Origin of the sequence: Umezawaea tangerina, from assembly GCF_003002815.1 — a bacterium.
GTDB classification, from domain to species: Bacteria; Actinomycetota; Actinomycetes; order Mycobacteriales; family Pseudonocardiaceae; genus Umezawaea; species Umezawaea tangerina.
The window spans coordinates 415320-439982 of sequence record NZ_PVTF01000009.1 but is presented as its reverse complement, the minus strand read 5'-3'; the positions used below and the strand labels follow the sequence as shown (position 1 = coordinate 439982).

Annotated in this window: 23 protein-coding genes, 1 pseudogene and 1 riboswitch; of the genes and pseudogenes, 12 read left to right on the top strand and 12 right to left on the bottom strand. The window is 71.3% G+C overall.

Annotated elements, in window-relative coordinates:
* The first annotated feature begins 110 nt into the window (after positions 1-110).
* On the top strand, positions 111-668 hold the full coding sequence (locus CLV43_RS30140) for a winged helix-turn-helix domain-containing protein (protein WP_106191234.1): 558 nt from the start codon (positions 111-113) through the stop codon (positions 666-668).
* Positions 665-1780: pseudogene (locus CLV43_RS49550) on the top strand (MFS transporter); the annotation flags it as partial. The gene CLV43_RS30140 and the pseudogene CLV43_RS49550, both read left to right, overlap by 4 nt.
* Here the strand turns inward: CLV43_RS49550 and CLV43_RS30130 are convergent.
* Both CLV43_RS30130 and CLV43_RS30125 read right to left on the bottom strand, forming a co-directional pair.
* Entirely contained in the window at positions 1661-2980 is a 1320-nt protein-coding gene (locus CLV43_RS30130; RefSeq protein WP_342749820.1) for an MFS transporter, read from the bottom strand. The pseudogene CLV43_RS49550 and the gene CLV43_RS30130 sit on opposite strands and share 120 nt — an antisense overlap.
* Positions 2981-3776: 796 nt before the next feature.
* On the bottom strand, positions 3777-4673 hold the full coding sequence (locus tag CLV43_RS30125) for a PAC2 family protein (RefSeq protein WP_106191231.1): 897 nt from the start codon (positions 4671-4673) through the stop codon (positions 3777-3779).
* A 50-nt stretch (positions 4674-4723) separates the two neighbouring features.
* On the opposite strand from CLV43_RS30125, the gene metH reads away from it, so the two are divergent.
* Positions 4724-8281 carry a methionine synthase gene (gene metH, locus CLV43_RS30120; protein ID WP_106191230.1) on the top strand — a complete coding sequence of 1186 codons (3558 nt, stop codon included), beginning with the start codon at positions 4724-4726 and terminating at the stop codon, positions 8279-8281.
* The gene (locus tag CLV43_RS30115; protein ID WP_106191228.1) at positions 8274-8942 is read left to right on the top strand and encodes an HAD family hydrolase; all 669 of its coding nucleotides are present in this window, start codon (positions 8274-8276) and stop codon (positions 8940-8942) included. The genes metH and CLV43_RS30115 overlap by 8 nt, the downstream gene beginning before the upstream one ends.
* 52 nt (positions 8943-8994) lie before the next feature.
* Here the strand turns inward: CLV43_RS30115 and CLV43_RS30110 are convergent, their stop codons facing one another.
* The 4 genes from CLV43_RS30110 to CLV43_RS30095 all read right to left on the bottom strand — a co-directional run bounded on the left by CLV43_RS30110 (position 8995) and on the right by CLV43_RS30095 (position 11837).
* Positions 8995-9750: a CbtA family protein gene (locus CLV43_RS30110; protein WP_106191226.1), complete on the bottom strand. Its 756-nt coding sequence runs from the start codon at positions 9748-9750 to the stop codon at positions 8995-8997.
* An 11-nt stretch (positions 9751-9761) separates the two neighbouring features.
* Positions 9762-9947, bottom strand: coding sequence for a CbtB domain-containing protein (locus CLV43_RS30105; protein ID WP_106191435.1), 186 nt, complete (start codon positions 9945-9947; stop codon positions 9762-9764).
* 33 nt (positions 9948-9980) lie between these two features.
* Positions 9981-10153: riboswitch (cobalamin riboswitch) on the bottom strand.
* Positions 10154-10201: 48 nt separating this feature from the next.
* The gene (locus tag CLV43_RS30100; RefSeq protein ID WP_106191225.1) at positions 10202-10870 is read right to left on the bottom strand and encodes a (2Fe-2S)-binding protein; all 669 of its coding nucleotides are present in this window, start codon (positions 10868-10870) and stop codon (positions 10202-10204) included.
* A gap of 4 nt (positions 10871-10874) precedes the next feature.
* Positions 10875-11837 carry a GlxA family transcriptional regulator gene (locus CLV43_RS30095; RefSeq protein ID WP_106191223.1) on the bottom strand — a complete coding sequence of 321 codons (963 nt, stop codon included), beginning with the start codon at positions 11835-11837 and terminating at the stop codon, positions 10875-10877.
* A gap of 86 nt (positions 11838-11923) precedes the next feature.
* Here CLV43_RS30095 and CLV43_RS30090 point away from each other — a divergent pair, with 86 nt between their 5' ends.
* Positions 11924-12148 carry a hypothetical protein gene (locus CLV43_RS30090; RefSeq protein WP_106191222.1) on the top strand — a complete coding sequence of 75 codons (225 nt, stop codon included), beginning with the start codon at positions 11924-11926 and terminating at the stop codon, positions 12146-12148.
* Positions 12149-12214: 66 nt separating this feature from the next.
* On the opposite strand, the gene CLV43_RS30085 is transcribed toward CLV43_RS30090, so the two are convergent.
* Positions 12215-12829, bottom strand: a complete 615-nt coding sequence (locus tag CLV43_RS30085) for a TetR/AcrR family transcriptional regulator (RefSeq protein ID WP_106191221.1) — start codon at positions 12827-12829, stop codon at positions 12215-12217.
* Positions 12830-13003: 174 nt separating this feature from the next.
* On the opposite strand from CLV43_RS30085, the gene CLV43_RS30080 reads away from it, so the two are divergent.
* From CLV43_RS30080 to CLV43_RS30070, 3 genes are all read left to right on the top strand, one after another.
* The gene (locus tag CLV43_RS30080; RefSeq protein WP_106191219.1) at positions 13004-13267 is read left to right on the top strand and encodes a phosphoribosyl-ATP diphosphatase; all 264 of its coding nucleotides are present in this window, start codon (positions 13004-13006) and stop codon (positions 13265-13267) included.
* Between the two features lie 10 nt (positions 13268-13277).
* Positions 13278-14123: an ATP phosphoribosyltransferase gene (hisG, locus tag CLV43_RS30075; RefSeq protein WP_106191218.1), complete on the top strand. Its 846-nt coding sequence runs from the start codon at positions 13278-13280 to the stop codon at positions 14121-14123.
* Positions 14124-14338: 215 nt separating this feature from the next.
* Positions 14339-14992, top strand: coding sequence for a lytic polysaccharide monooxygenase auxiliary activity family 9 protein (locus CLV43_RS30070; RefSeq protein WP_106191216.1), 654 nt, complete (start codon positions 14339-14341; stop codon positions 14990-14992).
* Between the two features lie 83 nt (positions 14993-15075).
* Here CLV43_RS30070 and CLV43_RS30065 read toward each other — a convergent pair whose 3' ends face one another.
* Positions 15076-15849, bottom strand: coding sequence for a thioesterase family protein (locus CLV43_RS30065; RefSeq protein WP_106191215.1), 774 nt, complete (start codon positions 15847-15849; stop codon positions 15076-15078).
* Complete coding sequence (locus CLV43_RS30060; RefSeq protein WP_106191213.1) at positions 15849-16736, bottom strand: RecB family exonuclease; 888 nt, start codon at positions 16734-16736, stop codon at positions 15849-15851. Before CLV43_RS30060 ends, CLV43_RS30065 begins: the two co-directional genes overlap by 1 nt.
* A gap of 105 nt (positions 16737-16841) precedes the next feature.
* Between CLV43_RS30060 and CLV43_RS30055 the strand changes: the two genes are divergently transcribed.
* Positions 16842-17972, top strand: a complete 1131-nt coding sequence (locus tag CLV43_RS30055; RefSeq protein WP_106191212.1) for a site-2 protease family protein — start codon at positions 16842-16844, stop codon at positions 17970-17972.
* Here the strand turns inward: CLV43_RS30055 and CLV43_RS30050 are convergent.
* On the bottom strand, positions 17947-18612 hold the full coding sequence (locus CLV43_RS30050; protein WP_106191210.1) for a response regulator: 666 nt from the start codon (positions 18610-18612) through the stop codon (positions 17947-17949). The two genes, CLV43_RS30055 and CLV43_RS30050, sit on opposite strands and share 26 nt — an antisense overlap.
* Entirely contained in the window at positions 18609-19745 is a 1137-nt protein-coding gene (locus CLV43_RS30045; protein ID WP_106191209.1) for a sensor histidine kinase, read from the bottom strand. Before CLV43_RS30045 ends, CLV43_RS30050 begins: the two co-directional genes overlap by 4 nt.
* Before the next feature lie 146 nt (positions 19746-19891).
* Here CLV43_RS30045 and CLV43_RS30040 point away from each other — a divergent pair, with 146 nt between their 5' ends.
* Positions 19892-20107: a hypothetical protein gene (locus CLV43_RS30040; RefSeq protein ID WP_106191207.1), complete on the top strand. Its 216-nt coding sequence runs from the start codon at positions 19892-19894 to the stop codon at positions 20105-20107.
* A gap of 81 nt (positions 20108-20188) precedes the next feature.
* Positions 20189-21016, top strand: coding sequence for a tRNA (adenine-N1)-methyltransferase (locus CLV43_RS30035; RefSeq protein WP_106191205.1), 828 nt, complete (start codon positions 20189-20191; stop codon positions 21014-21016).
* A 63-nt stretch (positions 21017-21079) separates the two neighbouring features.
* Here the strand turns inward: CLV43_RS30035 and CLV43_RS30030 are convergent, their stop codons facing one another.
* Complete coding sequence (locus CLV43_RS30030; RefSeq protein ID WP_106191203.1) at positions 21080-21490, bottom strand: Rv0361 family membrane protein; 411 nt, start codon at positions 21488-21490, stop codon at positions 21080-21082.
* Positions 21491-22069: 579 nt separating this feature from the next.
* Here CLV43_RS30030 and arc point away from each other — a divergent pair.
* The gene (gene arc, locus CLV43_RS30025; protein ID WP_106191201.1) at positions 22070-23869 is read left to right on the top strand and encodes a proteasome ATPase; all 1800 of its coding nucleotides are present in this window, start codon (positions 22070-22072) and stop codon (positions 23867-23869) included.
* Positions 23870-24663: the final 794 nt, after the last annotated feature.

The window sequence follows — 24663 nt, the reverse complement described above, 5'->3', positions numbered from 1 at the left end:
CTGATCGCCCGTCCGGCCGGGTCCTCCGCGGGGGACCCGGCCCTTGCCGTGCGCCCGTCGGCGTGCAAACCTGAAAGAGAACTTTCGAAAGAACTCTTTCAGGAGTGGTGATGGTGTTTCCGGAACCGCGTCGGGTCGTCGACGTCGACGCGCTCAAGGCGCTCACGCACCCGTTGCGGGTGTCGCTGCTCAACCACCTGGTGTCGGTCGGACCGCGCACGGCCAGCGAGTGCGCCGACGAGGTCGGCTCCAGCGCCTCCAACTGCAGCTGGCACCTCCGGCAGCTGGCCAGGTTCGGCTTCGTGGAACGGGTCGACGCCACCGACGCGCGGGAACGGCCGTGGCGGGCCACCGAGGTCGGGTTCGACTTCGGCGGGTTCGACGAGGACCCGGCCGTGCGCACCCAGCAGGACGCGCTGGCGGCGTTGCAGCTCAACGAGGACAACCGGCTCGTGCAGCGGTTCCTCGACCGGCAGCACGAGCTGCCGCGCGAGTGGCTGGAGGCCTCGGCGTTCCACGGCTACGCGCTCAACGTGACCGCGGAGGAGCTGGGCGGGCTGCTCGGCATCGTCGACGACCTGCTGCGGCCCTACCTCGTGCCGGTGCGCGAGGACGTGCCAGAGGGCGCCGCACCGGTCCACTTCGGCATCCGGGCGTTCCTCCGGTGAGCGGCCCGCTGGCGAACCCCGCGTTCCGGCGGCTGTGGGTCGCGGGGTTCGTCTCCGAGATCGGCGACTGGGTGCTCCAGGTCGCGATGCCGATCTACGTCTACCAGCTCACCGGGTCGGTCGGGGCCACCGCGACCACGTTCGTCGTCGCGCTGCTGCCGGGCATCGCGCTGTCGCCGGTGGCCGGTGTGCTGGCCGACCGCTGGGACCGGCGGCGGCTGATGCTGCTGGTCAGCGTCGCCCAGGCCCTCGCCCTGCTGCCGCTGCTCGCCGTGCGCGGCGCCGAGGACCTGGTGCTGGTCAACGTCGTCACGGCCTGCCAGGCCGGGCTCGCCGCGCTGTTCGAACCGGCCAAGAGCGCGCTGCTGCCGTCGTTGCTGGAGCGCGACCAGATCACGGCGGCCAACGGGCTGATCGGGCTCAACGGCAACCTCGCCCGGCTGCTCGGCGCGTCGCTCGGCGGCGTCCTGCTCGGGTGCACCGGGCTGCCGGGGGTGCTCGCGGCCGACGCGGCGTCGTTCCTGCTCGCCGCGGCGCTGCTGGTGCGCGCGTTCGGGGTGGACGCCGAGCCGGTCGAGCACCCGCCGGTGGTCAGGGCGTGGGTGGAGGGGCTGCGGGAGATCACCGGTCGGCGGCAGCTGCGGTTCATGGTGCTGGTGGTCGGGCTGATGTCCACGGCCCAGGGGTTGTTCGTGGTGCTGTTCGTGGTGTTCGTGACCGAGCGGATCGGCGGGGACGAGGCCGCCACCGGGTTGCTGCGCGGCGTCCAGGCCGTCGGCGGGCTCGTCGGCGGCGCGCTGGTCGGCGTGCTGGCGCGCAGGTTCGTGCCGGGCCGGGTGCTGGCGTGGGGGCTGCTGAGTCTCGGGGTGCTCAGCGCGGTGATCTGGAACAGCGCCTCCCTGACCACCTCGTTGCCGTACTACCTGGTCGGGTTCGCGGTGGTCGGCGCGCCGGGGGTCGTGGTCGGCGCCGGGATGCTGTCGGTGTTGCAGCTACACACCTCGGATGCGACGCGGGGAAGGGTGCTGAGCAGCTTCTTCAGCCTGTTCGACGGGTTCCAGGCCGTCGGGATGATCATCGCCGGGGCTCTCGTCGGGCCGTTCGGGCTGCCCGTGCTGCTCGACGTCCAGGCCGGGTTGTACGTGCTCGCCGGCGTGTTGGCGGTGCAGCGCCAGTGGGGGGACGGCGACGAGCAGCGCGGCCGGGACGAGGAAGGCCACGACCGCGTCGAGGTGGTACAGGGGCACGATCAGCGCCGGTGAGAGCGCGCCGCCGAGGAAGCGCAGCGACTGCACCACCGACACCGACCCACCCCGGTTCGCGCCCGGATCCGACAGCACCAGCGCGTTCACGCCGACGATGATCCCCTGGCTGGCCGCGCCTCCCGCCGCCCACAGGAGTCCGACGGCCCACAGCGACGGGAGCAGCGCGACCCCGGCCAGCAGGACGGCGCCGGTCACCGAGCCGAGCAGCACGCACCGCTTCGCCCCGAACCGGTCCACCGCCCGCCCGACCAGCCGCGCGGTGAGGATTCCCGCGATGCCGAACCCGGTCAGCACGAGCCCCCGCTGCCCCGCGCTCAGCCCGAACCCGTCCCCCAGCCGGAACGCCACGAGGAACGACAGACCACCCAGGCACCCCCACGCGATGAAGCCGGTGACGGCGATCCGGATGACCGACGGACGCCAGGCGCTGCGGAGCCCGGGGCGGTCGGTCGAGGTGGTCCTCGGCAGGCCCGCGCAGGCGAGCAGGGCCGCTACCGCCGCGGCACCCAGGAAGGCCCAGCGCCAGGAGGCCTCGGCGGCCAGACCGCCCACGAGCGGAGCCGACGTCTGGCCCACGGCCTGCATGGACGCGAAGACACCCAGCGTTCGCCCCAGTCGGTGCTTCGGGGTTGTCGAGGCGAGGGCGGCGAGCAGCAGCGGGGTGGTGAAGGCGTTCGCGGCACCTTGGAGGACTCGGCCGGTCAGCAGGAGGGGGAAGGTGTTCGCCGCGGCGCAGAGGAGGGAGGCGGCGGTGTAGGTGAGGTAGGCGATCCGGACTGTTCGCACGGAGCCCCAACGGGCGCCCAAGGTGCCGGAGAAGAGCATGAGGGCGGCGAAGGGGAGGAGGTAGAGGGAAAGGGTGAGGGCGGCGTCGCCGGGGGTGCGGTGGAAGTCGGCGCCGATCTCGGGGAGGACGGAGGAGGTCATGGCGCCGCCGAAGGGGCCTAGGAGGCCGCCTGCGTAGAGGGCGGGGGTTTGCCAGGGGCGGGGTGGGGGTTGGGGTGGTTGGTCGTGGGGGTGCTGGTGGGGGTGCTGGTGGGCGGGAATTGTCGGACCCCCTGGGTACCTTGTGTATTGGGGGGTCTTCCGGATCGGGGGACCCTTGGGTGGGGTTGGGGTTTCGTTGGGGGCGTGGGGGCACCCCGGTCGCCGAGTGTTCTATACCCGCCGAATCTTGTCAAGACGGTGGAGCTGTCTTGACAAGATTCGGCGGGTATAGAGATGGCTTTCTCGTCGGGGTGTGGGGGGAAGGGTGGGTTTTGAGGGCATCAGGCTGCGCCTGACAGGGCATCGGCTTCGCCGACTGGGCATCCTCGCTGCGCGTCGGACAAGGCCACAGGCGCTCCGCGCCGGTTGGGGGTGGCGGGCTTCGCCCGGCTGGGGGTCCTCGCTGCGCGTCGGACTGGGCATCCTTGCTGCGCTGCGGATAAGGCCCCAGGCGCTTCGCGCCGGATGCGCGTTGGCGGGCTGCGCCCAACGTGGGGTTCCTTGGCTTCGCCGTCGGACGGGCGTCCTGGCTGCGCGTTGGACTAGGCGGGGGACGCTCCGCGTCGGGTGGGGGTGGCGGGCTGCGGATCTGCTGGGGATCTTCGCTGCGCGTCGGGTTGGGCGGCCTTGCGTCGGGTGTAGCGGTGGGTGCTTTGCGCCGGAGGCGAGGTGGCGGATGCGTTGGGGTGGGGATCGGTGGTGTTGAGGGCGTCCGAGCTTGCTGGATGTGGGTGTCGACTAGGTGTTGGGCGTGTCTGGCCAAGAGGCGGGCAGGTGGTCTGGTGCCTCGGCTGGGCGGGTGTGGTTGTGGGTGGGGGTGCCGGGATCGGGGGGCCGATCCCGGCGTGGGTGGGGGTTAGAGGCCGGTGGGGCCGCGGCCTGGGCCGCGGCCGCGGCGGCGGAGGTAGCGTTCGAATTCGGCGGCGATGGCGTCGCCGCTTTCCTCGGTGATCTCGATTTCGGCGTCGCCGCGTTCCTCGAGCGCGCGGACGTAGTTGCGGACGTCCTCGTCCTCGTCGGCCATCTCGCTGACGGTGCGCTCCCACTCCTCGGCCTGCTCCGGCAGCGCGCCCAGCGGGACCTCGACGTCGAGGACTTCTTCGACGCGGTGGAGGAGGGCGAGGGTGGCTTTGGGGGAGGGGGGTTGGGAGACGTAGTGGGGGACCGCGGCCCAGAAGGAGATGGCGGGGATGCCTGCCTGGACGCAGAGGTCCTGGAAGACGCCGACTATGCCGGTGGGGCCCTCGTAGCGGGAGCGTTCGAGGCCGTACTTGGCGGCGGACTCCTCGTCGTAGGCGGTGCCGGTGACGGGGACGGGGCGGGTGTGGGGGGTGTCCATGAGGAGGGCGCCCAGGGTGACGACGGTGGTGATGCCGAGGCCCTCGATGTGGCCCAGCAGTTCCGCGGCGAACTTGCCCCAGCGCATGTTGGGCTCGATGCCGTGGACGAGGATGACGTCGGTGGCGGAGCCGGGAGGGCGGCACACGGTCAGGCGGGTTGTGGGGAATTCAACCCTTCGGGTGATGCCGTCCACCATGCGGACCGTGGGGCGGGTCACCTGGAAGTCGTAGTAGTCGTCGGGATCGATCTCCGCCAAGGGCGTCGCGTCCCAGGTGAGTTGCAGGTGTTCGATCGCGGTACTGGCTGCGTCTCCAGCGTCGTTCCAGCCCTCGAACGCCGCCACCATGATCGGGTTGGTGAGGGGTTTCCGAGGGTCGTAGGGGGTGGGGGAGGCCTGGTCCGGATCGGTCACCGGGTCAGACTACGACCCTGGTCCAAGTCCGTTGCCCGTAGGCTTGGCGCATGGTGGATCGTGTCTCATCACCTTTGCTGGCCGCGCTCGAAGATCGTGTGGTCGTCGCCGACGGGGCGATGGGCACGATGCTCCAGTCCGTGGACCTCACGCTGGACGACTTCGCAGGTCACGAGGGTTGCAACGAGATCCTGAACGTCACCAGGCCGGACGTGGTGCGGGGTGTGCACCGGGCCTACCTGGAGGCGGGGGCCGACGCCGTCGAGACCAACACGTTCGGGGCCAACCTGCCCAACCTGGCCGACTACGGCATCTCCGACCGGATCTTCGAACTGTCCAGAGTGGGCGGTGCGCTGGCCCGCGAGGTGGCCGACGAGTTCGCCGAACCGGGGCGGCCGAGGTTCGTGCTCGGGTCGGTCGGGCCCGGCACGAAGCTGCCGACGTTGGGGCACGCGCCGTTCGCGCGGTTGCGCGACGCGTACGTGGAGCAGGTGAAAGGCCTGCTCGCGGGTGGTGTGGACGCGATCGTCGTGGAGACCTCGCAGGACCTGCTGCAGACCAAGGCGTCGATCATCGGGGCCAAGCGGGCGATGGCGGCGGACGGCCGGACGGTGCCGATCATCGCCCAGGTGACGGTCGAGACGACCGGCACGATGCTGCTCGGCTCGGAGATCGGGGCCGCGCTGACGGCGCTGGAACCGCTCGGGATCGACCTGATCGGGTTGAACTGCGCGACCGGACCCGCCGAGATGAGCGAACACCTGCGGCAGCTCGCCAAGCACGCCCGGATCCCGCTGTCGGTGATGCCGAACGCGGGCCTCCCGCGACTGGGTCCGAACGGGGCGGTCTACCCGTTGTCGCCGGAGGAGCTGGCGGAAGCGCTGGTCGGGTTCGTGCGCGACTTCGGCACCCGGCTGGTCGGCGGCTGCTGCGGCACGACCGGCGAGCACATCCGGCAGGTCGTGCGGGCGGTGCGCGACCTCGGCCCGACGGTCCGGAGGCCGCGGCCGGAGCCGGGCGTGTCGTCGCTCTACCAGGCGGTGCCGTTCCGGCAGGACGCGTCGGTGCTGATGATCGGCGAGCGGACGAACGCGAACGGCTCGAAGGCGTTCCGGACGGCGATGCTGGAGGACCGGTTCGACGACTGCGTCGAGATCGCCCGCGACCAGACCCGCGACGGCGCCCACCTGCTCGACCTGAACGTGGACTACGTCGGCCGCGACGGCGCGGCGGACATGACGGCGCTGGCGTCGCGGCTGGCCACGGCGTCGACGTTGCCGATCATGCTCGACTCGACCGAGCCGGAGGTGCTGCGGGCGGGCCTGGAGTGCCTGGGCGGCCGGTCGGCGGTCAACTCGGTCAACTACGAGGACGGCGACGGGCCGGAGTCGCGGTTCCACCGGATCATGGAGCTGGTGGCCGAGCACGGCTCCGCGGTCGTGGCGCTGTGCATCGACGAGGAGGGCCAGGCGCGCACCGCCGAGTGGAAGGTGCGGGTGGCCAAGCGGATCATCACCGACCTGACCACCAACTGGGGGATGCGGACCTCCGACATCATCGTCGACTGCCTCACCTTCCCGATCTCCACCGGGCAGGAGGAGGTCCGCAAGGACGGCGTCGAGACGATCGAGGCCATCCGCGAGCTCAAGCGGCTCTACCCGGACGTCCAGACGACGCTGGGGCTGTCGAACGTCTCGTTCGGGCTGAACCCGGCCGCCCGGCAGGTGCTCAACTCCGTGTTCCTGCACGAGTGCGCGCAGGCCGGTCTGGACTCCGCGATCGTGCACGCCTCCAAGATCATCCCGATGGCGCGGATCCCGGACGAGCAGCGCGCGGTCGCGCTGGACCTGGTCTACGACCGCCGCCGCGAGGGCTACGACCCGCTGCAACGGCTGATGGAGCTGTTCGAGGGCGTCACCACGTCGTCGGACAAGGCGTCGCGGGCCGAGGAGCTGGCCGCGCTGCCGCTGTTCGAACGGCTGGAACGCCGCATCGTGGACGGTGAGCGCGTCGGGCTGGAGGCCGACCTGGACAGCGCGCTGGACCAGCGCCCGGCGCTGCAGATCATCAACGACACCCTGCTGTCGGGCATGAAGACCGTCGGCGAGCTGTTCGGCTCCGGCCAGATGCAGCTGCCGTTCGTGCTCCAGTCCGCCGAGGTGATGAAGACCGCCGTCGCGCACCTCGAACCGCACATGGAACGCGCCGACGACGGCGGCAAGGGCCGGATCGTGCTGGCCACGGTCAAGGGCGACGTGCACGACATCGGCAAGAACCTGGTCGACATCATCCTGACCAACAACGGCTACGAGGTGGTGAACCTCGGCATCAAGCAGCCGATCACCACGATCCTCGACGCGGCCGCCGAGCATCGCGCGGACGCCATCGGCATGTCCGGCCTGCTGGTGAAGTCCACCGTGGTCATGAAGGAGAACCTGGCCGAGATGAACTCGCGCGGGGTCGCCGCGCGGTGGCCGGTCCTGCTCGGCGGCGCGGCGTTGACCAGGGCGTACGTGGAGAACGACCTGACCGACGTGTACCTGGGCGAGGTCCGCTACGCCCGCGACGCGTTCGAGGGCCTCCGGCTGATGGACGCGATCATGGCGGCCAAGCGCGGCGAGTCCCCGGTGGTCGACCCGGAGGCCGAGGCCAAGGCCGCCGAGCGCAAGGCGCGGCGGGAGCGGTCGCTGCGGATCGCCGCCGAGCGCAAGGCCAAGGCGGAGGCCCTGGAGACCGAACCGGTCGCGGCCCGCTCCGACGTCGCCGTGGACGTGCCGATCCCGACGCCGCCGTTCTGGGGCAGCCGGGTCGTCAAGGGCATCCCGGTCGCCGACTACTCCGCGCTGCTGGACGAACGGGCCACGTTCATGGGCCAGTGGGGCCTCAAGGGTGCGCGCGGCGGCGGGCCGACGTACGAGGAACTGGTGGAGACCGAGGGCAGGCCGCGGCTGCGGTACTGGATGGACCGGCTGGCGACCGAGGGCGTCCTCGCGCACGCCGCCGTCGTCTACGGCTACTTCCCGTGCGTGGCCGAGGGCGACGACCTGGTGGTCCTCCAGGAGCCGAGGCCCGACGCGCCCGAACGGCTGCGGTTCACCTTCCCGCGCCAGCGCCGCGACCGGCGGCTGTGCCTGGCGGACTTCTGGCGGCAGCGCGACGCCGCCGTGGCGGAGGGCGTGGTCGACGTGATCGCGTTCCACCTCGTCACGATGGGGCAGCCGATCGCGGACCACGCCAACGAGCTGTTCGCCAAGGACGCCTACCGCGAGTACCTGGAGGTGCACGGCCTCGGCGTGCAGCTCACCGAGGCGCTGGCCGAGCACTGGCACCGGCGGGTCCGCGAGGAGCTGCGCTGGGCCGACGGCGGCTCGGTCGCGGCCGAGGACCCGACCGACGTCGAGGAGTACTTCAAGCTGGGGTACCGCGGCGCGCGCTACTCGTTCGGCTACGGTGCCTGCCCGGAGATGGAGGACCGGGTCAAGGTCGTCTCCCTGCTGGAGCCCGACCGGATCGGTGTGGTGCTGTCCGAGGAGCTCCAGCTGCACCCCGAGCAGTCCACCGACGCGTTCGTCGCACACCACCCGGAAGCGAAGTACTTCAATGTCTGAACTGGACAGAGCCCCCGCCGCCGTCCTGTGGGACATGGACGGCACCCTGCTGGACTCCGAGAAGCTGTGGGACGTCCCGCTCTACGAGTTCGCCGAGAAGCTCGGCGGCACGCTGTCGCTGGAGACCCGGCACGCCATGGTGGGCTCGAACGTCCCGACCACGCTGTCGCTGCTCTTCGCCGAGGTCGGCCTGGAACCGTCCCCGGACGACCTCAACGACGCCGCCGTGTGGATCGCGCGCCGCACCGAGGAGGTGTTCCGCGCCGGGCTGCCGTGGCGGCCGGGCGCGCCGGAGGCGTTGCGCGCGGTGCGGGACTCGGGTGTCCCGATGGCTCTGGTGACCTCGACCGAACGGGCGCTGACCGAGGTCGCGCTGGACACCATCGGCCGCGACCTGTTCGACGTGACAGTGTGCGGTGACGAGGTCGACGGGCACAACAAGCCGCTGCCGGAGCCGTACCTGCGCGCCGCCCGGCTGCTCGGGGTGGACGCCGCCGACTGCGTCGCCGTCGAGGACTCGCCGACCGGTGTCGCGTCCGCCGTCGGCGCGGGCTGCACGGTGCTGGTGGTGCCGTGCGACGTCCCGGTCGACCAGGGGGAGCGGCGGATCTTCCGCGAGTCGCTCGTGGGCGTCGACCTGGCCGTGCTCTCGGCGCTGTGAGACGGAAGAAGGGGAGCCCCCGCGAGGGCTCCCCTTCCACCTTCGTGTCGTCCTAGGCCGCTACGGCGGCCTTGGCCTCGCTCTTGCGGACCGCCGGGTCGATCAGCAGCCCGAACACCACGCCGAGCCCGATCCAGAGGGTCGCCGTCTCGGCCAACGACGCCAGCCGGAAGTCCCACAGGACACCCGACGGCATGTCGGCCGGGATCGCGTCCGGCGGCGGCGGGAACACCAGCAGCAGGACGGTCACCGCGACGACGGTCGCGAGCAGCACGGCCGTGACGCGCACCGGCGCGGCCAGGTGGCCGAGCCGCGAGGCGAGGTAGCTCGCCCCGTACGCGACGACGATGCCGGCCAGGATGAGCCCCAGGTACAGGCCCGTGCGGAAGTTGACCGTCGTCGGGTCGCCCACCGCGGGCGGGTTGGCCGGGTACTTGATGGCGGGCAGCAGCGCCGCCACGCCGAACGCCGACAACCCCAGCGCGGCGCTGCGGAAGAACGGCTGCTTGTCGACGAACCAGCGCCGCGTGTAGGCGAAGACCGTCGCGAACAGGGCGCCGACCGCGAGTCCGAGGACCACCGCGGCCAGCACACCGCCCACGACCTGGGTGCCGCGGCTGAAGAGCTCCGCGTGCTCGTGCTCGCCGCCTTCGGCGTGCTCCGCCGCCGCGCGGGCCTCCTCGACGGCCAGCGCGGCGCGGATCGGCACTTCGACGACGAACAGGCTGACCAGTCCGGCCGCGAGACCGGCGATGCCACCCGCGGCGAGGCCGCGGGTCAGCAGTCCGGTGTAGGTGGTGGGTGCCATGTCCGTGCCGCCTAGTGGCACGGAACGCCGAGGGCGTGGCGTCCGTCGTGGAAGAACTCGTGGACGTTCTCGGCGGCCGCGCCGAGCGCGACGCCGTTCTCCTGGAGGACCACCCAGGCGACGATCAAGGCCACGAGCGCGACGGCGAAAGCCCATTTGGGCACGGCGATGGACGGTGTCAGTGCGGGGCTCGTCATGACGGGCTCCTCCATACCTCGTGGAAGGTCAACGGTGTACTCGGCGCCGCAGCCGGTCTCCTGACTCCCAGGTCACCGCTAGCCCGCGTCTTCCCAGCAGGCTCTCTGCCAGTGACGTTCTCGGCGGGGTCGCTACCCGGTCACAGTGGCGAGGACCGCGCCGGATTCACACCGGCTTCCCGTCCACTGCGGCGGGGGAACCGTAAAGGCCGCGTGCGCCCCGGCACAACCGACCAGACGAGTTGTCGTGCAGGTCACCTCGGTGACAGCGGACAGTCGCCGCAGGTACCGCCGCCGTCGAGGCGGTAGTAGAGGCAGCAGCTGGACCGCAGGAAGGCGACCTCGTCGGGGAAGTCGAGGAACTGACCCGCACGCCGCAGCGGCCCGTCGGCGAACAGCTCCGCCCCCTTCTCCAGGCACTCCCGCGCGCTCGCGGTGCCGGTGCGGGCCATCGTGCGCAGCCCGCCCGCCATCGACGACGCCGCGTTGCCCCACAGCAGCCCGACCGCGACACCGCTCTCGCGGCGGACCGCGTCCACGACCGGCGTCATCGCCTCGACGACGCCGGGACCCGCCAGCGGCTCGTCGAGCCGGACCCGCAGGCCCTGCTCGGGGTCGTAGCGCCACCACAGGTTCTCCGGCCGGACGTCCGGGACCGCGCCGTCCAGGACGTGCGCGGCGACGGTGGGGCAGAGCAGGCGGGCGGTGTAGCTGAGGAAGAACAGCGACGCGGCGACCCGGCGTTCGGTCGTCCGGTAGCGCGCGCCGATCTCGTCGAGGGTGTCCGGCAGCGCCCGGCTCCCGTCGGTGAGCGCGGTGCCGTGGTGCCACGTGCCGTCCGGGCGGCCGACGTCGAGCACGAAGAACGGGCTGATCCCGCGGGCCTGCCGCAGCGTGGCCAGGACGGCCGCGTAGTCAGACACGCCGCTACACCGACGTCGGGCGGTGGGCGAAGGTGCGGCGGTAGTCGTTCGGGGTCACGCCGACGGCCTTGTGGAAGTGGTGGCGCAGCAGGGGAGCCGTGCCGAACCCGCTGTGCCGCGCGACCTCGTCGACGCTGAAGTCGGTGTCCTCCAACAGGTGCCGGGCGCGCAGCACCCGTTGCGTGGTCAGCCAGCGGTGCGGCGTGGTGCCGGTCTCGGCGACGAAGCGGCGGGCGAAGGTGCGCTCGGACAGCTGGGCGCGCTGCGCCAGCTCGGCGACCGGGTGCTCGGTGGCCAGCGTCTCCAGCATCCAGGCCAGGATCGGTTCGAGGCTGTCCGCCGTGCAGGTGGGGATGGGGAGCTCCACGTACTGGCGCTGGCCGCCGTCGCGCTGCGGGGCCACGACCATCCGGCGCGCGATGGCCGTCGCGGCCACCGACCCGTGCTCGCGGCGGATCAGGTGCAGGCAGGCGTCGATGCCGGACGCGGTGCCCGCGCTGGTGACGATGTTGCCGTCGTCGACGAACAGCACGTCCGGGTCGAGCCTCGCCAGCGGGAACCTGGCCGGGAAGGTCTCGGCGTACTGCCAGTGGGTCGTGCACCGGCGCCCGTCGAGCAGACCGGCCTCGCCCAGCAGGAACGCGCCGCTGCACACCGAGAGCACGGTGGCGCCCGCGGCCACGGCCCGGCGCAGCGCGTCGATGACGGCGGGCGGGTACTCGTCGCGGATGCGGAACGCGGGCACGGCCACCAGGTCCGCGCCGACCAGCGCGTCCAGGCCGAGCTCCGGGGTCAGGCTCGCGCCGACGTTCGTGCGGACGGGGACGCCGGGGTGCTCGCCGCAGACCCGGAACTCCATCGGCGGCACGCCCTCGTCGGTCCGGTCGATGCCGAAGACCTCGCAGATGAGGCCGAACTCGAACGGGGCGAGGCCGTCCATGACGACGCAGGCGACGGTGTTGAGCATCCCCCGAGAGTACTTGGCAGGATTTTGATGCACAACGTCAGAGCTGCCACTGTTGGCGAGATGTTGTGCATCGTAGATTTACTGCCATGACCACCGCGCTGATCGCCCTCATCGTCCTGGCACTGCTCGCCTACGGCCTGGAACGCAACAACGCCAGGCAGTCCTACCCGCACTCGCGGCTCGCGGGCAGCAACGACGTCCAGGACCGCGACCTCATCCGCACCGACGCCGACCTCCGCGCGGCCTCCGCCCTCGGCGCGACCCCGCGCCACCGCCGGACCCCCGCCCTGCGCCTGCACCGGAGTGCCTGACCCGACAGCAGTACCTCGCCCCCGCGGCCGGGCCCCGAGCACGACGGGGTCCGGCCGTTCCGCGTCTCAGCCCGCCGACGGGTCGGGCAGTCCGGCGGCCACCTGGCGCAGCGCGTTGCGCACCAGCTGCGTGATCGGCGCGGGCTTGGCCGTGCTCAGCCACTTGTCGGTGGCGACCTCCACCGCGGCCCACACCGTCGCCGCGACCAGCCGCGGGTACAGGTCCCTGGTGACCTTGGTCCCGGTGCGCTCGGCCACCACCTCGGCGAGCTCGCGCTCGGCGATCGCGTTCGTCTTGAGGAACTCGCCCAGCAGGCTCGGCTCGCTCGTCATCAGCCGGATGCTGGCCGTCCACTCCGGATCCGGGCGCTTGCGGTCGGCCTTGTACGGCGACAGCGCCGCGTGCGTGATCGCGTCCCACAGCGGCTCGCCGGCGGGGCGGGCGCGCAGCGCCTCCGCGACGCCGCGCGCGCGGTCGAGGTGGCGGGCGGCGATGGCTTCCGCCTTGCCGCCGAAGTAGTTGCTGAACGTCCGGTGGGACACGCCCGCCGCGGCGGTGATGTCCTCGATCAGGGCGTTCTCCACGCCGCGCTCCACGGCGAGCCGCACGGCCGCCTGGATCATCGCTTCGCGCCTGGCCAGCTTCTTCTGGTCGCGCAGGCCGAGGGGAGGGGTCGTCATCGGCACACGATAGTGGGGATCTTGCGTGGGGTGCAAGATTGCTCGGAGCGCAAAACCAGCCGTCCCGGACGGTGCTGCCTGCGCCCCGGTCGACGTGTCCAGTGTCAGTCCACTGGGTGGACATCTGCGCCCGGATGCACCGCGTCCGGACGCGGGGTGGGAAGATTCCCGCTCGTGAAGACCTTCGACGAGCTGTTCGCGGAACTCAGCGAGCGCGCCCACACCAAGCCTGAGGGGTCCGGCACCGTCGCAGCACTGGAGGCCGGCGTGCACGCGCAGGGCAAGAAGGTGCTCGAGGAAGCCGGCGAGGTGTGGATCGCGGCGGAGCACGAGTCCGACGAGCGGCTGTCGGAGGAGATCTCGCAGCTCCTCTACCGGCTGCAGGTGTTGATGCTGGGCCGCGGGCTCACCCTGGACGACATCTACAAGTACCTGTAAGGGGAGACCCATGCTGCGCGTGGCTGTTCCGAACAAGGGCGCGCTCGCCGAGCGCGCCTCCGAGATGCTGAGGGAGGCGGGCTACCGCCAGCGCAACGAGCAGCGCGACCTCACCGTCATCGACTCGGCCAACGACGTCGAGTTCTTCTTCCTGCGCCCCAAGGACATCGCGATCTACGTCGGTTCCGGCAGGCTCGACCTCGGCATCACCGGCCTCGACCTGATGCGCGACTCCGGCGCCAACGTCGAACCGCGGCTCCCGCTCGGCTTCGGCGGCTCGACCTTCCGCTACGCGGGGCCCAAGGGCACCGACTGGCAGCTCGCCGACATCAAGGGCAAGCGGCTCGCCACCGCGTACAAGACGCTCGTCCAGGCGGACCTGGAGAAGCACGGCATCGAGGCGGAGATCATCCGGCTCGACGGCGCGGTGGAGATCTCCATCCAGCTCGGCGTGGCCGACCTGATCGCGGACGTGGTCGGCTCCGGCCGCACGCTCCAGCAGCACGACCTGGTGCCGTTCGGCCACACGATCTGCGAGTCCGAGGCCGTCCTCATCCACTCCTCGGCGGTCGAGGACTCGGCGGCCAAGCAGCAGCTCACCGCCCGCCTGCAGGGCGTCGTGTTCGCCCAGCACTACCTGATGCTCGACTACGACTGCCCGCGCTCGCTGCTGGACGAGGCGCTCCGCGTCACGCCGGGCCTCGAGTCGCCGACCGTGGCCCCGCTCGCCGACCCGGCCCAGGTGGCCGTGCGCGCGATGGTGCCCCGCAAGGACGCCAACCGGCTGATGGACCAGCTGTCCGCGCTGGGCGCGAAGGCGATCCTCGCGTCCGACATCCGGTTCTGCCGGCTGTGACCCCCGTGCGGTGACCGCCGACGGATCGGCGGTCACCGCACGGATGAGCCGTTCCCGCGGCCGAATTGGCCGAAACCGGACGTCGGGTCCCCGTCGACCTGCGGTTCCGCCTCCATGGCCGTCACCCTGTGTTCACAGAACGTGCATCCTTCGCTACGGTGCGAGCTGGGAGCATTCCCAGATCCCTGTTCCGCAATCCTCAACGTGGAGGACGTGTGAACTTCCGAAAGGTGTTACCCCAGGTGCTCGGCGTGCTCGCGGCGGTCGCCGCGCTGCTCGCCTCGCTCGTGGTCGGCGTCGCGAACGCGCACGGCTCGACCACCGACCCGCCGTCCCGCAACTACGGCTGCTGGCAGCGGTGGGGCAGCGACTTCCAGAACCCGACGATGGCCACCAAGGACCCGATGTGCTGGCAGGCCTGGCAGGCCGACCCCAACGCGATGTGGAACTGGAACGGCCTGTACCGCGAGAACGTCGGCGGCAACCACCAGGCCGCCATCCCCGACGGCACGCTGTGCAGTGGCGGGCGCACCCAGAGCCCCCGCTACAACGCCCTCGACACCGTCGGAGCCTGGCAGGCCGCGACCAAGAGCAGGCAGTTCACCCTGACGGTCACCGACCAGGCCCACCACGGCGCGGACTACCTCCGCGTCTACATCACCAAGCAGGGCTTCGACCCGACCCGGCAGGCACTCGGGTGGGGCAACCTGGAGCTCGTGACCACGACGGGCCGTTACGCGCCTGCCGGGACGTACGCGACCCCGGTCAACGCGGGCAGCCGCACCGGGCGGCACGTGGTGTACGTGATCTGGCAGGCCAGCCACCTCGACCAGTCGTACTACCTCTGCAGTGACGTGATCTTCCAGTAGGCCGGGGGCTCCGGGTGCGGCGATTGTGCGCCACACCCGGAGCCGCGGTTTTCCCAGGCACCGGACCTGTCGGCGTTCCCGCCCTACCTCTCGCGGACGAACAGCGACTGCGCGGTCCGGCCCACCGGGCCCAACAGGTCGTGCACGACGCTGGTCGCCACGCCGACCCCGCCCGACCCGATCGCGGTCTCGGCGTCGAGGGCGAACCAGGACCCCTCGGGCTCGCGGTGCAGGTGCACGGTGAGGTCGGTGTTGATCGCGAACCACTTGCGGATGTCCAGCCTGCTCGACACCCCGCTGGCCGAGTCCGTGATGGCGAACATCCGCTGCAGGGCGGTGCTCTCCTCGTCCTGGACGGTGGGCAGCAGCGGCTTGCCCCACACGACCGCGTCGCCGGGGGTGAAGATGCCGCCGTCCACCGACCGCCAGTCGACCGCGTCGAGGTACCCGCACCGCCAGTCGGAGGGCATCTCCATCGAGGGGCACATCCGCGGTTCGGGCAGCATGCCGGAGAACTCGGTGGCCAGCGGCGCGGTGTCCCCGCGGCTGATCCGCCACGCCTGCGCGCGCAGCACCGCACGACCCCCGTGCCGCAGCTCCGCGCCCAGCAGCTCGACCGACCGCCCCGGCCGCACGACCGACGCCGACACCGCCAGCTCGGCCACCGGGACCGGCCCGAGCACGTCGAACACGACCCGCGCGAACGCCATGTCGGCCCGCGGCGCCAGGTTCTCCATCTCCCGCACCAGCAGCGCGGACGGCGGCCCGAGGTGCTGGCTCTCCGTGCTCCACGGCCCGGCCGTGTGCGGGGTCGCGAGGTACCGGTTCTCGCCCAGGTGCCGGTAGAACCCGGCCATCAGTCGACCCTGTCCAGCGGCGTCTCGACGCTCGCGTCGGGCTCCGGCCAGCCGGGGTAGGGCGGCGGCGTGCCGTCGAACGCCGGGCAGAACGCCTTGTGGTCGCAGTAGTCGCACAACCTGCTCGGGTTGGGCCGGAAGTCGCCGGTCCTGCCCGCCCGCAGGATGGCCTCCCAGATGGCCTCCAGCGTCCGCTCGAACCGGGTGAGCTCGGCCTCGTCCGGCGTGTAGGCCAGCGCCTGCTTGTCCGCGAGGTACATCAGCCGCAGCTGGCGGGGCACCACGCCGCGCAGCTTCCACAGCACCAGCGCGTAGAACTTCATCTGGAACAGCGCCTTCGCCTCGCCGACCAGGCGGGGTGCGGCACCGGTCTTGTAGTCGACCACCCGGATCTCCCCCGTCGGGGCGACGTCCACGCGGTCGACGTACCCGCGCAGCAGCACCCCGGACGGCAGCTCGGACTCGACCAGCAGCTCCCGCGCGTCGGGCTCGAACCGGCGCGGGTCCTCCAGCTCGAAGTACCCGTCCAGCAGCCCCTCGGCCGACAGCAGCCACTCGCCCAGCTCCGGGTCGTCCGCGCTGTCGAACAGCCCGGCGAACTCGGGCCGCTCCTCGCGCACCCGCTCCCACGCGGGCCCCAGCAGGTTCTTCGCCACCTCCGGCGTCCGCTCGCCCGCGGGCAGCCCGAACAGGTCCTCCAGCACCGCGTGCACCACGGTGCCGCGCACCTGCGCCCTCGTGGGCACCTCGGGCAGCCGGTCCACCGCGCGGAACCGGTACAACAGCGGACACTGCTTGAAGTCCCCGGCCCTGGACGGCGACAACGCGGGCCGCCGCACCGGACGGGTACTGGTGACGACCGCACTGGCCGCTGCTGGGTCGGACATGCCCCGAACGATAGGCGAGACCACCGACAGTTCCCGATCGCCCACCGGCCGTGCGGGCTCCCACGTGTCACGGCAGTCGTACACAGATGACCCTAGGCTGCCCCAATGGCCACGACGGGGAGCTGGCGCAGGCAGGTTGACCGGGACGGCGGCGTGCTGCTGTTCCGCGCCGCCGGCGTGCCCGTGCTGCTCGCGCCCTCGTGGTGGCTGGGCTCCGCGGCGATCGTGCTGATCTACACCCCGCTGGTGGGCCGCCTGCTCCCGGACGTCGGCGCGCTCACCGCGTTCGTCATCGCCGCCGCGTTCACGATCTTCCTCGGGCTGTCGGTGCTCGCCCACGAGCTGGGCCACTCGCTCACCGCCATCCGCCTCGGCCTGCCGGTGCGCAGGCTGCGGCTGTTCCTGCTCGGCGGCGTGTCGGAGATGATGCGCACGCCCACCAGACCCAGCCACGAGGGCCTGGTCGCCGCGGCAGGCCCGGCCGTCTCGGTGGGGCTCGCGGCGGCGTTCGGCGTGGCCGCGATGGTCATGGAACCGGACACCTCGCTGTGGCTGCTGATCGCGCAGACGGCCTTCGCCAACGCCGCGGTGGCCGTGTTCAACCTGCTCCCCGGCCTCCCGCTCGACGGCGGCCGCATCCTGCGGGCGGGCATCTGGGCCGCCACCGGCAAGCGCGCGTCCGGCACCAGGGCGGCCGTGCTGGGCGGCGGTGTGGTGGCCGCGCTGCTGGTCGCCTGGGCGTTCTGGGGTGTCGTGCAGGGCGAGGACGACGCCTGGGTCCGCTTCGGCGTCTGCGTCCTCACCGCCTGGTTCGTGGTGGCGGGCGCCCGCGGCGAGCTGTCCGCCGAACGCAGGCGCACCTGGCCCGAAGGCCTGACCCTCGCCGAGCTCGTCCAGCCCGTCCTGCAGCTGCCCGCCGAGAGCCCGGTCTCCGGCGCGCTGGCGGCGTCGGCGGGCAGGGGAGTGGTCCTCGTCCGCGCGGACGGCGTGGCCGTCGGGCTGCTCGACCAGGACCTGGCCCGCAGGCTGTCCACGAGGTCGCCGCACGCCCCCGCGGAGCAGGCGGCCGACCCCATCCGCCCCGAGACGGTCCTGCTGGCCGACGAGCCCGGTGAGGAGATCGTCGACCGGGTCCAGGGCACCGCCGCGTGGCAGTTCCTCGTGGTCGACCTGGAGGGCCGCCCGTCCGGCGTGCTGCGCCGGGAGGACCTCAAGGCCGCGCTGGACCGTCGCTGACCAACCCGGCCTCCTGCGCCAGGATCGCCGCCTGCACCCGCGACCGCAGGTCCAGCTTCGTCAGCACCCGCGACACGTGCGTCTTCACCGTCGTCTCGCCGATGTGCAGCCGCCGCCCGATGCCCTGGTTCGACAGGCCCTCGCCGAGGCAGCGCAGCACCTCGGTCTCGCGCTCGGTCAGCAGGTCCAGCACCTTCGGCCGCTCCACCTGCCGGGGCGCCACGGCGGCGAAGTCCCGCATCAGCCGCCGCGTCACGCTGGGCGCCAGCACCCCGTCGCCCGCCGCGACCAGCCGCACGGCGTCGACCAGCGCCGCCGCCTCGACCGACTTCAGCAGGAACCCGGCCGCGCCGGCGCGCAGGGAGGCGTGCACGTACTCGTCCATGTCGAACGTGGTCAGCACCAGCACCTGGCACACGCCGTCGCCGACCAGCTCGCGGGTGGCCGCGATCCCGTCCATGCCCGGCATCCGGATGTCCATCAGCACGACGTCGGGCTTGAGCGCCCGCGCCATCCGCACCGCCGCGGCGCCGTCACCAGCCTCGCCGACGACCTCGACGCCCTCGCCACCGCCGAGGATCATCACCAGCCCGGCCCTGATGGCGGTGTGGTCGTCGGCCACCAGCACCCTGATGGTCACCCGCGCGCTCCTCCTGTCGGCAGTTCGGCCCGGACCCGCCACCGGTCGTCGACGCGCCCGGCGTCGAACGTCCCGCCGACGGCCTGCGCCCGCTCGGCCATGCCGACCAGCCCGCTCCCGGTCCCCGGCGTGGAGGCGCCACGCCACTCGCTCGTCACGGTAACGGCCAGCCGCTTCCCTGCCTCGTCCAGCGCCACCTCGACGCGCGCGCCCGGCGCGTGCTTGAGCGCGTTGGTTAGCGACTCCTGCACGATCCGGTACGCCGCCAGGTCCACGGCGACGGGCAGGTCGGTGGGCGCCTCGCCGGACAGCTCCACCCGCAGCCCGCCCGCGCGCGCCGAGTCGACCAGCCGCCCCAGCTCGCTCAGCCGCGCCGAGGCGGGCTCGTCGGGCACCTCGTCGTCGGCCCGCAGCACGTCGATCATGGTCCGCATCTCGGCCAGCGACTGGATGCTGTTCTCGCGCACCGACCTCAGCACCGTCCGCACGGTCTCCGGGTCGCGCGCGGCCATCGACAGCACCGCCTCGGACTGGATGGCGATCGCGGACAGGTGCCCGGCGATCACGTCGTGCAGGTCCCGCGCCATCCGGGTGCGCTCGGCCGTCACCGCCGCCCGCCGGTCCAGCTGCGAGATCCGCTCCACCTGCTCGGTGTTGAGCCGGTGCTGCCGCAGGTTGATGGCCCACCACACGGGCATGACCAGCACCGAGAAGATCTGCAGCCCGGACCCGACCGCGCTGCGCCAGTCCTGCACGGTCAGCGCGATCCCGACCGCGATCCCGACCGCCGTCATCACGACCAGGCCGATGATCAGCTGGCTGGTCCGCTTGGACCCGCGCAGCGTGGCCACGTGCAGCAGGTCCATCAGCACGATGATCACCGGCGCGCTCAGCCCCAGCGCCACGTCCACCGACGCCGCCGACAGCGCGACGAACGCCCCCACGAGCGGCGCGCGACTGCGCAGCAGCTGGCCGAGGCAGGCGATGCCGAGCACGAGCAGCCGCCAGCCGAACGGGGTGTCCGACGGGCCCGCCCACAGCTCGTAGAGGTTGAACCGGTAGAGCACGGCGCCGACCGCGAAGCAGCCCAGCGCGATCAGCAGATCGCGGGCGGGGTCGGGGAGTCGGCGCACGTGGTCATCTCAGCACACCGGCCCTGGCCTGCGGGTCCTACGAAGTGATGACACCCCTTCGGTACGACCGATGGACTCGGGAACGGCCCCGGACGGCCAGGCTGGTGGCAACGCAAACGGCTCCCACGACAGCCCAGGAGGCAGTCATGATCGCGATCATCGCCCAGGTCCTCGGGTTCGTCATGCTGATCCCGCAGGGGATCCTGCCCATCATCTTCCTGGCCGCCGGCATCCAGTCGAAGAGCTGGTTCCTCGCCCTCTACGTGCCGGAACCGATGAACCTGCCGGTCGCCATCGCGTTCGTGCTGGTCGGCGGTCTCCTCGCGTTCTTCGGCACCAGGACCGTCATCCGCTGGACCTGACCGCCCGGTGTCGGCGGCCGCCGCGGGCCCTGAGACCATCGTGCGCCTTGAGTTCCGCACGTAAGCAGGAGGTTTCCCGCGGTGATCGCCGCCAGTGGCCCGTTCCGTCCCGGTGACCGGGTGCAGTTGACCGACCCGAAGGGACGGCACTACACGATCGTGCTCGAACCGGGCAAGGAGTACCACACCCACCGCGGCGCGCTGCCGCACGACAAGCTGATCGGCGAGCCCGAGGGCTCCGTCATCCAGTCCGTCGGTGGTACGTCCTTCCTGGCCCTGCGGCCCCTGCTGGCGGACTACGTCCTGTCCATGCCGCGCGGCGCCCAGGTGATCTACCCGAAGGACGCGGCGCAGATCGTCATGTACGGCGACGTCTTCCCCGGCGCGCGCGTGCTGGAGGCCGGTGCCGGCTCCGGCGCGCTCACCTGCTCGCTGCTGCGGGCGGTGGGGGAGAAGGGCAGCGTCATCTCCTACGAGGTGCGCCAGGACCACGCCGACCACGCCGTCCGCAACGTCGAGCAGTTCTTCGGCGAACGCCCCGGCAACTGGTCGCTGACCGTGGCCGACCTGGCCACGCACACCGGTGAGGTCGACCGGGTCGTGCTGGACATGCTCTCCCCGTGGGAGCAGCTGGACACGGTGGCGAAGAACCTCATCCCCGGCGGCGTGCTGGTCGTCTACGTGGCGACCACGACGCAGCTGTCGAAGGTGTGCGAGGCGCTGCGCGAGCAGCAGCACTGGACCGAGCCGCAGTCGTGGGAGACGCTGGTGCGCCCGTGGCACACGGTGGGCCTGGCCGTGCGGCCGGAGCACCGGATGATCGCGCACACCGCGTTCCTGCTGACCACCCGCAGGCTGGCCGACGGCGTCACGCCGCCGCGCCCCCAGCGCAGGCCGTCGAAGGGCTGACCGGACGTCGAACGGCCCGCCCCAGGAGTGCCGGGGCGGGCCGTTCGACGACGTGGGGCGGGGTCAGAAGGTGTCGCAGATCTTCCAGTCGCCGTCTTCCTTGATCATCTTGAGGGTGACCGAGTCGTCCTTGATGAAGTCCTTGTACTTGTCGGGCACGTTCTCGACCTTCAGGCTGAGCTTGGCCGTCGCGGAGTCGCCGGTCTCGGCCACCTCGCCCACGGTGAACGTGACCTTGACGTCCTTGAACTCCTCGCCCTGCGAGCCGGGGTCGTTCACCTTGATGTCGGCGGCCTTGTCCCGGTCCTTCTTGCAGGTGAAGGACTGGATGGTGCTGACGTTCGCGTCCTTGCCCTTGTTGAGCTCGGCCGCGAGCTGGTCCGCGGTGCCCTTGGCGGAGCCGCCGGTCATCGTGACGACGACGACCACGATGGCCGCGACCACGAGGACGCCGACGCCCGCGAAGACCCACACGAGCGGGTTTTTCTTCTTCGGGGGCCCGTAGGGCTGCCCCTGCGGGCCGGGTTGGCCGAAACCACCCGGTTGGCCGTATGGGGGCTGGCCGTACTGGCCCTGCTGGCCGTAAGGCTGCTGGCCGTAACCGGGCTGTCCCTGCGGCGGCTGCTGGGGAAAACCCCCGGAAGGGGGGCCGTAACCGGGCGGTTGTCCACCCTGTGGGACACCGCCGGGCGGCGGAGGATACCCGCCCGGTTGCTGTCCGAACCCCGGCTGCTGACCGAATTGCCCAGGCTGTTGGCCATGTGGATCCGGCTGCTGGCCGTACGGACCGGGCTGCTGCGGCGGGACGGACATCACGTTCTCCTAGAACTTGCCGCTGGTGGCGTGGACACTTCCCGGACACACGCCGGTGGACGACGTACAGGACGCACGGTAGCGGGTGGGTGGTTCCACTTGACACCGAGATGGAGCAGTCCATCCCCTTGGGAGGGTCGTTGGTGACGCCACACGACTCTCGATGACCTTGGGGATAGCCGCTTTTGTCGGTGATCGCCGGTACCGTTGCTGATACGAACACGGGAGGAGGGTGCCGACATGCAGCACGGTCATCCCGGCAGCCAACCCGATGAGGGTGGCGAGCTGAACACGGGCAACAACTCAGATGAGCTGACAGCGCAGGTCAGGTTCCTCGAGGACGAGATCGCGCTGCTGCGCCGCAAGCTGACGGAGTCCCCGCGACACGTCCGCCTGCTGGAGCAGCGATTGGCCGAGGCATCCGAGCGCGTCAGCCAATTGACCGAGCGCAACACGAAGCTCATTGACACCCTCCGAGAGGCACGAGGCCAACTGCTGGCCCTGCGCGAGGAGGTCGACCGCCTGGCCCAACCGCCCAGCGGCTACGGCGTATTCCTCGAGCAGTTCGAAGACGGCACGGTGGACGTGTTCACCTCAGGCCGTCGCATGCGGGTGTCCGTCTCGCCTGCGGTGGAGTCCCCCACCCTGGTGCGCGGGCAGTCGGTGCGCCTGAACGAGGCACTCACGGTCGTCGAGGGAGGCAGCTTCGAGCAGACCGGTGAGGTCTGCACGTTGCGCGAGATCCTCGACGGCGTCGAGCCGGAGAACTCTGTCCAGCGCGCGCTCGTCGTCGGCCACGCCGACGAGGAGCGGGTCGTGTGGCTGGCCCAGCCGCTGATCGACTCGCCGTTGAAGGTGGGCGACTCGCTGCTGGTCGACTCGAAGGCGGGCTTCGCCTACGAGCGGGTCCCCAAGGCCGAGGTCGAGGACCTCGTGCTCGAGGAGGTCCCGGACGTCCTCTACACCGACATCGGTGGCCTCGGCAGGCAGATCGAGCAGATCCGCGACGCCGTGGAGATGCCGTTCCTGCACGCCGACCTGTTCCGCGAGTACAAGCTCCGGCCGCCGAAGGGCGTCCTGCTGTACGGCCCTCCCGGCTGCGGCAAGACGCTCATCGCCAAGGCCGTGGCGAACTCGCTGGCCAAGAAGGTGCTCGAGGCCCGCGGTGAGACGGGGAAGCAGGCCAAGTCCTACTTCCTCAACATCAAGGGCCCGGAGCTGCTCAACAAGTTCGTCGGCGAGACCGAGCGGAGCATCCGCCTGATCTTCCAGCGGGCTCGCGAGAAGGCCTCCGAGGGCACCCCGGTCATCGTGTTCTTCGACGAGATGGACTCGATCTTCCGCACCCGCGGCTCGGGCGTGTCGTCCGACGTCGAGACGACCATCGTGCCCCAGCTGCTGTCGGAGATCGACGGCGTCGAGGGCCTCGAGAACGTCATCGTCATCGGCGCCTCCAACCGCGAGGACATGATCGACCCCGCGATCCTGCGACCCGGCAGGCTCGACGTGAAGATCAAGATCGAACGTCCGGACGCCGAGGGCGCCATGGACATCTTCAACAAGTACCTGACGCCCGACCTGCCGATCCACGCGGACGACCTCGCCGAGTTCGGCGGTGACCCGCAGGCCTGCATCGAGGGCATGGTGCAGCACACGGTCGAGCGCATGTACGAGGAGTCGGAGGAGAACCGGTTCCTGGAGGTCACCTACGCCAACGGTGACAAGGAGGTCCTGTACTTCCGGGACTTCAACTCCGGCGCCATGATCCAGAACATCGTCGACCGCGCCAAGAAGGCAGCCATCAAGGCCCTGCTCGACACCAAGCAGCCCGGCCTCTCGGTCCGCCACCTCCTGGCCGCGATCGTCGACGAGTTCGCCGAGAACGAAGACCTCCCCAACACCACCAACCCGGACGACTGGGCCCGCATCTCCGGCAAGAAGGGTGAACGGATCGTCTACATCCGCACCCTCGTCACCGGCAAGAGCACGGACTCCGGCCGCGCCATCGACACGGCCACCAACACCGGCCAATACCTGTAACAACCACGACACCGGAAAGCCCGCCTGCCACCACAGGCGGGCTTTCCGCATCTACACCCCCTGTACCCGCCTCGCCCCCTGTCGCCCTGTCCGGCGCAGCCCGGATGCTTTGTCAGGCGAAGCCTGATGCCTGGTCCAACGCGCAGCGAGGATGCGGTGTCCGATGGCGGAGCCGAGGATGCCCCCGTTGGGCGGAGCCCGCCAGCGCGCATCCGGCGCGGAGCGCCCGCCCGCCTTGTCCGACGCGTAGCGAGGATGCAGTGTCCAACGCGCAGCGAGGATGCCCCCGTTGGGCGGAGCTCGCCACCCCCAACCGGCGCGGAGCGCCCGCCCGCCTTGTCCGACGCGTAGCGAGGATGCAGTGTCCAACGCGCAGCGAGGATGCGGTGTCCGATGGCGGAGCCGAGGATGCCCCCGATGGGCGCAGCCCGCCACCCCCAACCGGCGCGGAGCGCCTGGGGCCTTGTCGGCGCCAGCCGATGCTTTGTCAGGCGAAGCTCGATGCTTTGTCCAACGCGCAGCGAGGATCATCCGCCGGGCGTCAGCCGCCACCCCCATCCGGCGCGGAGCGCCAGGGGCCTTGTCAGGCGAAGCCTGATGCCTTGTCCGACGCGCAGCGAGGATGCCCTGATCCTGGCGAAGCCAGACCCCCTCCCGCCCCCGATAAACAGCGCCCTCCTGCCTCACCCCTGTTTGTCAAGACAGCTTCATCGTCTTGACAAACAGGGGTGAGGCATTGAGACAATCGCGCACCGGGGGCCGGGCTTCCCTCTTTCCCCCAACCCCCGCCCAAC

Excerpts from the sequence above, each read along its gene's own strand:
- CLV43_RS30095 (WP_106191223.1), bottom strand. The coding sequence starts at position 11,837 with ATGCTCAACACCGTCGCCTGCGTCGTCATGGACGGCCTCGCCCCGTTC.
- CLV43_RS30110 (WP_106191226.1), bottom strand. The coding sequence starts at position 9,750 with ATGGCACCCACCACCTACACCGGACTGCTGACCCGCGGCCTCGCCGCG.
- hisG (WP_106191218.1), top strand. The coding sequence starts at position 13,278 with ATGCTGCGCGTGGCTGTTCCGAACAAGGGCGCGCTCGCCGAGCGCGCC.
- CLV43_RS30060 (WP_106191213.1), bottom strand. The coding sequence starts at position 16,736 with ATGTCCGACCCAGCAGCGGCCAGTGCGGTCGTCACCAGTACCCGTCCG.
- CLV43_RS30085 (WP_106191221.1), bottom strand. The coding sequence starts at position 12,829 with ATGACGACCCCTCCCCTCGGCCTGCGCGACCAGAAGAAGCTGGCCAGG.
- CLV43_RS30055 (WP_106191212.1), top strand. The coding sequence starts at position 16,842 with ATGGCCACGACGGGGAGCTGGCGCAGGCAGGTTGACCGGGACGGCGGC.
- CLV43_RS30040 (WP_106191207.1), top strand. The coding sequence starts at position 19,892 with ATGATCGCGATCATCGCCCAGGTCCTCGGGTTCGTCATGCTGATCCCG.
- metH (WP_106191230.1), top strand. The coding sequence starts at position 4,724 with ATGGTGGATCGTGTCTCATCACCTTTGCTGGCCGCGCTCGAAGATCGT.
- arc (WP_106191201.1), top strand. The coding sequence starts at position 22,070 with ATGCAGCACGGTCATCCCGGCAGCCAACCCGATGAGGGTGGCGAGCTG.
- CLV43_RS30105 (WP_106191435.1), bottom strand. The coding sequence starts at position 9,947 with ATGACGAGCCCCGCACTGACACCGTCCATCGCCGTGCCCAAATGGGCT.
- CLV43_RS30115 (WP_106191228.1), top strand. The coding sequence starts at position 8,274 with ATGTCTGAACTGGACAGAGCCCCCGCCGCCGTCCTGTGGGACATGGAC.
- CLV43_RS30140 (WP_106191234.1), top strand. The coding sequence starts at position 111 with ATGGTGTTTCCGGAACCGCGTCGGGTCGTCGACGTCGACGCGCTCAAG.
- CLV43_RS30065 (WP_106191215.1), bottom strand. The coding sequence starts at position 15,849 with ATGGCCGGGTTCTACCGGCACCTGGGCGAGAACCGGTACCTCGCGACC.
- CLV43_RS30090 (WP_106191222.1), top strand. The coding sequence starts at position 11,924 with ATGACCACCGCGCTGATCGCCCTCATCGTCCTGGCACTGCTCGCCTAC.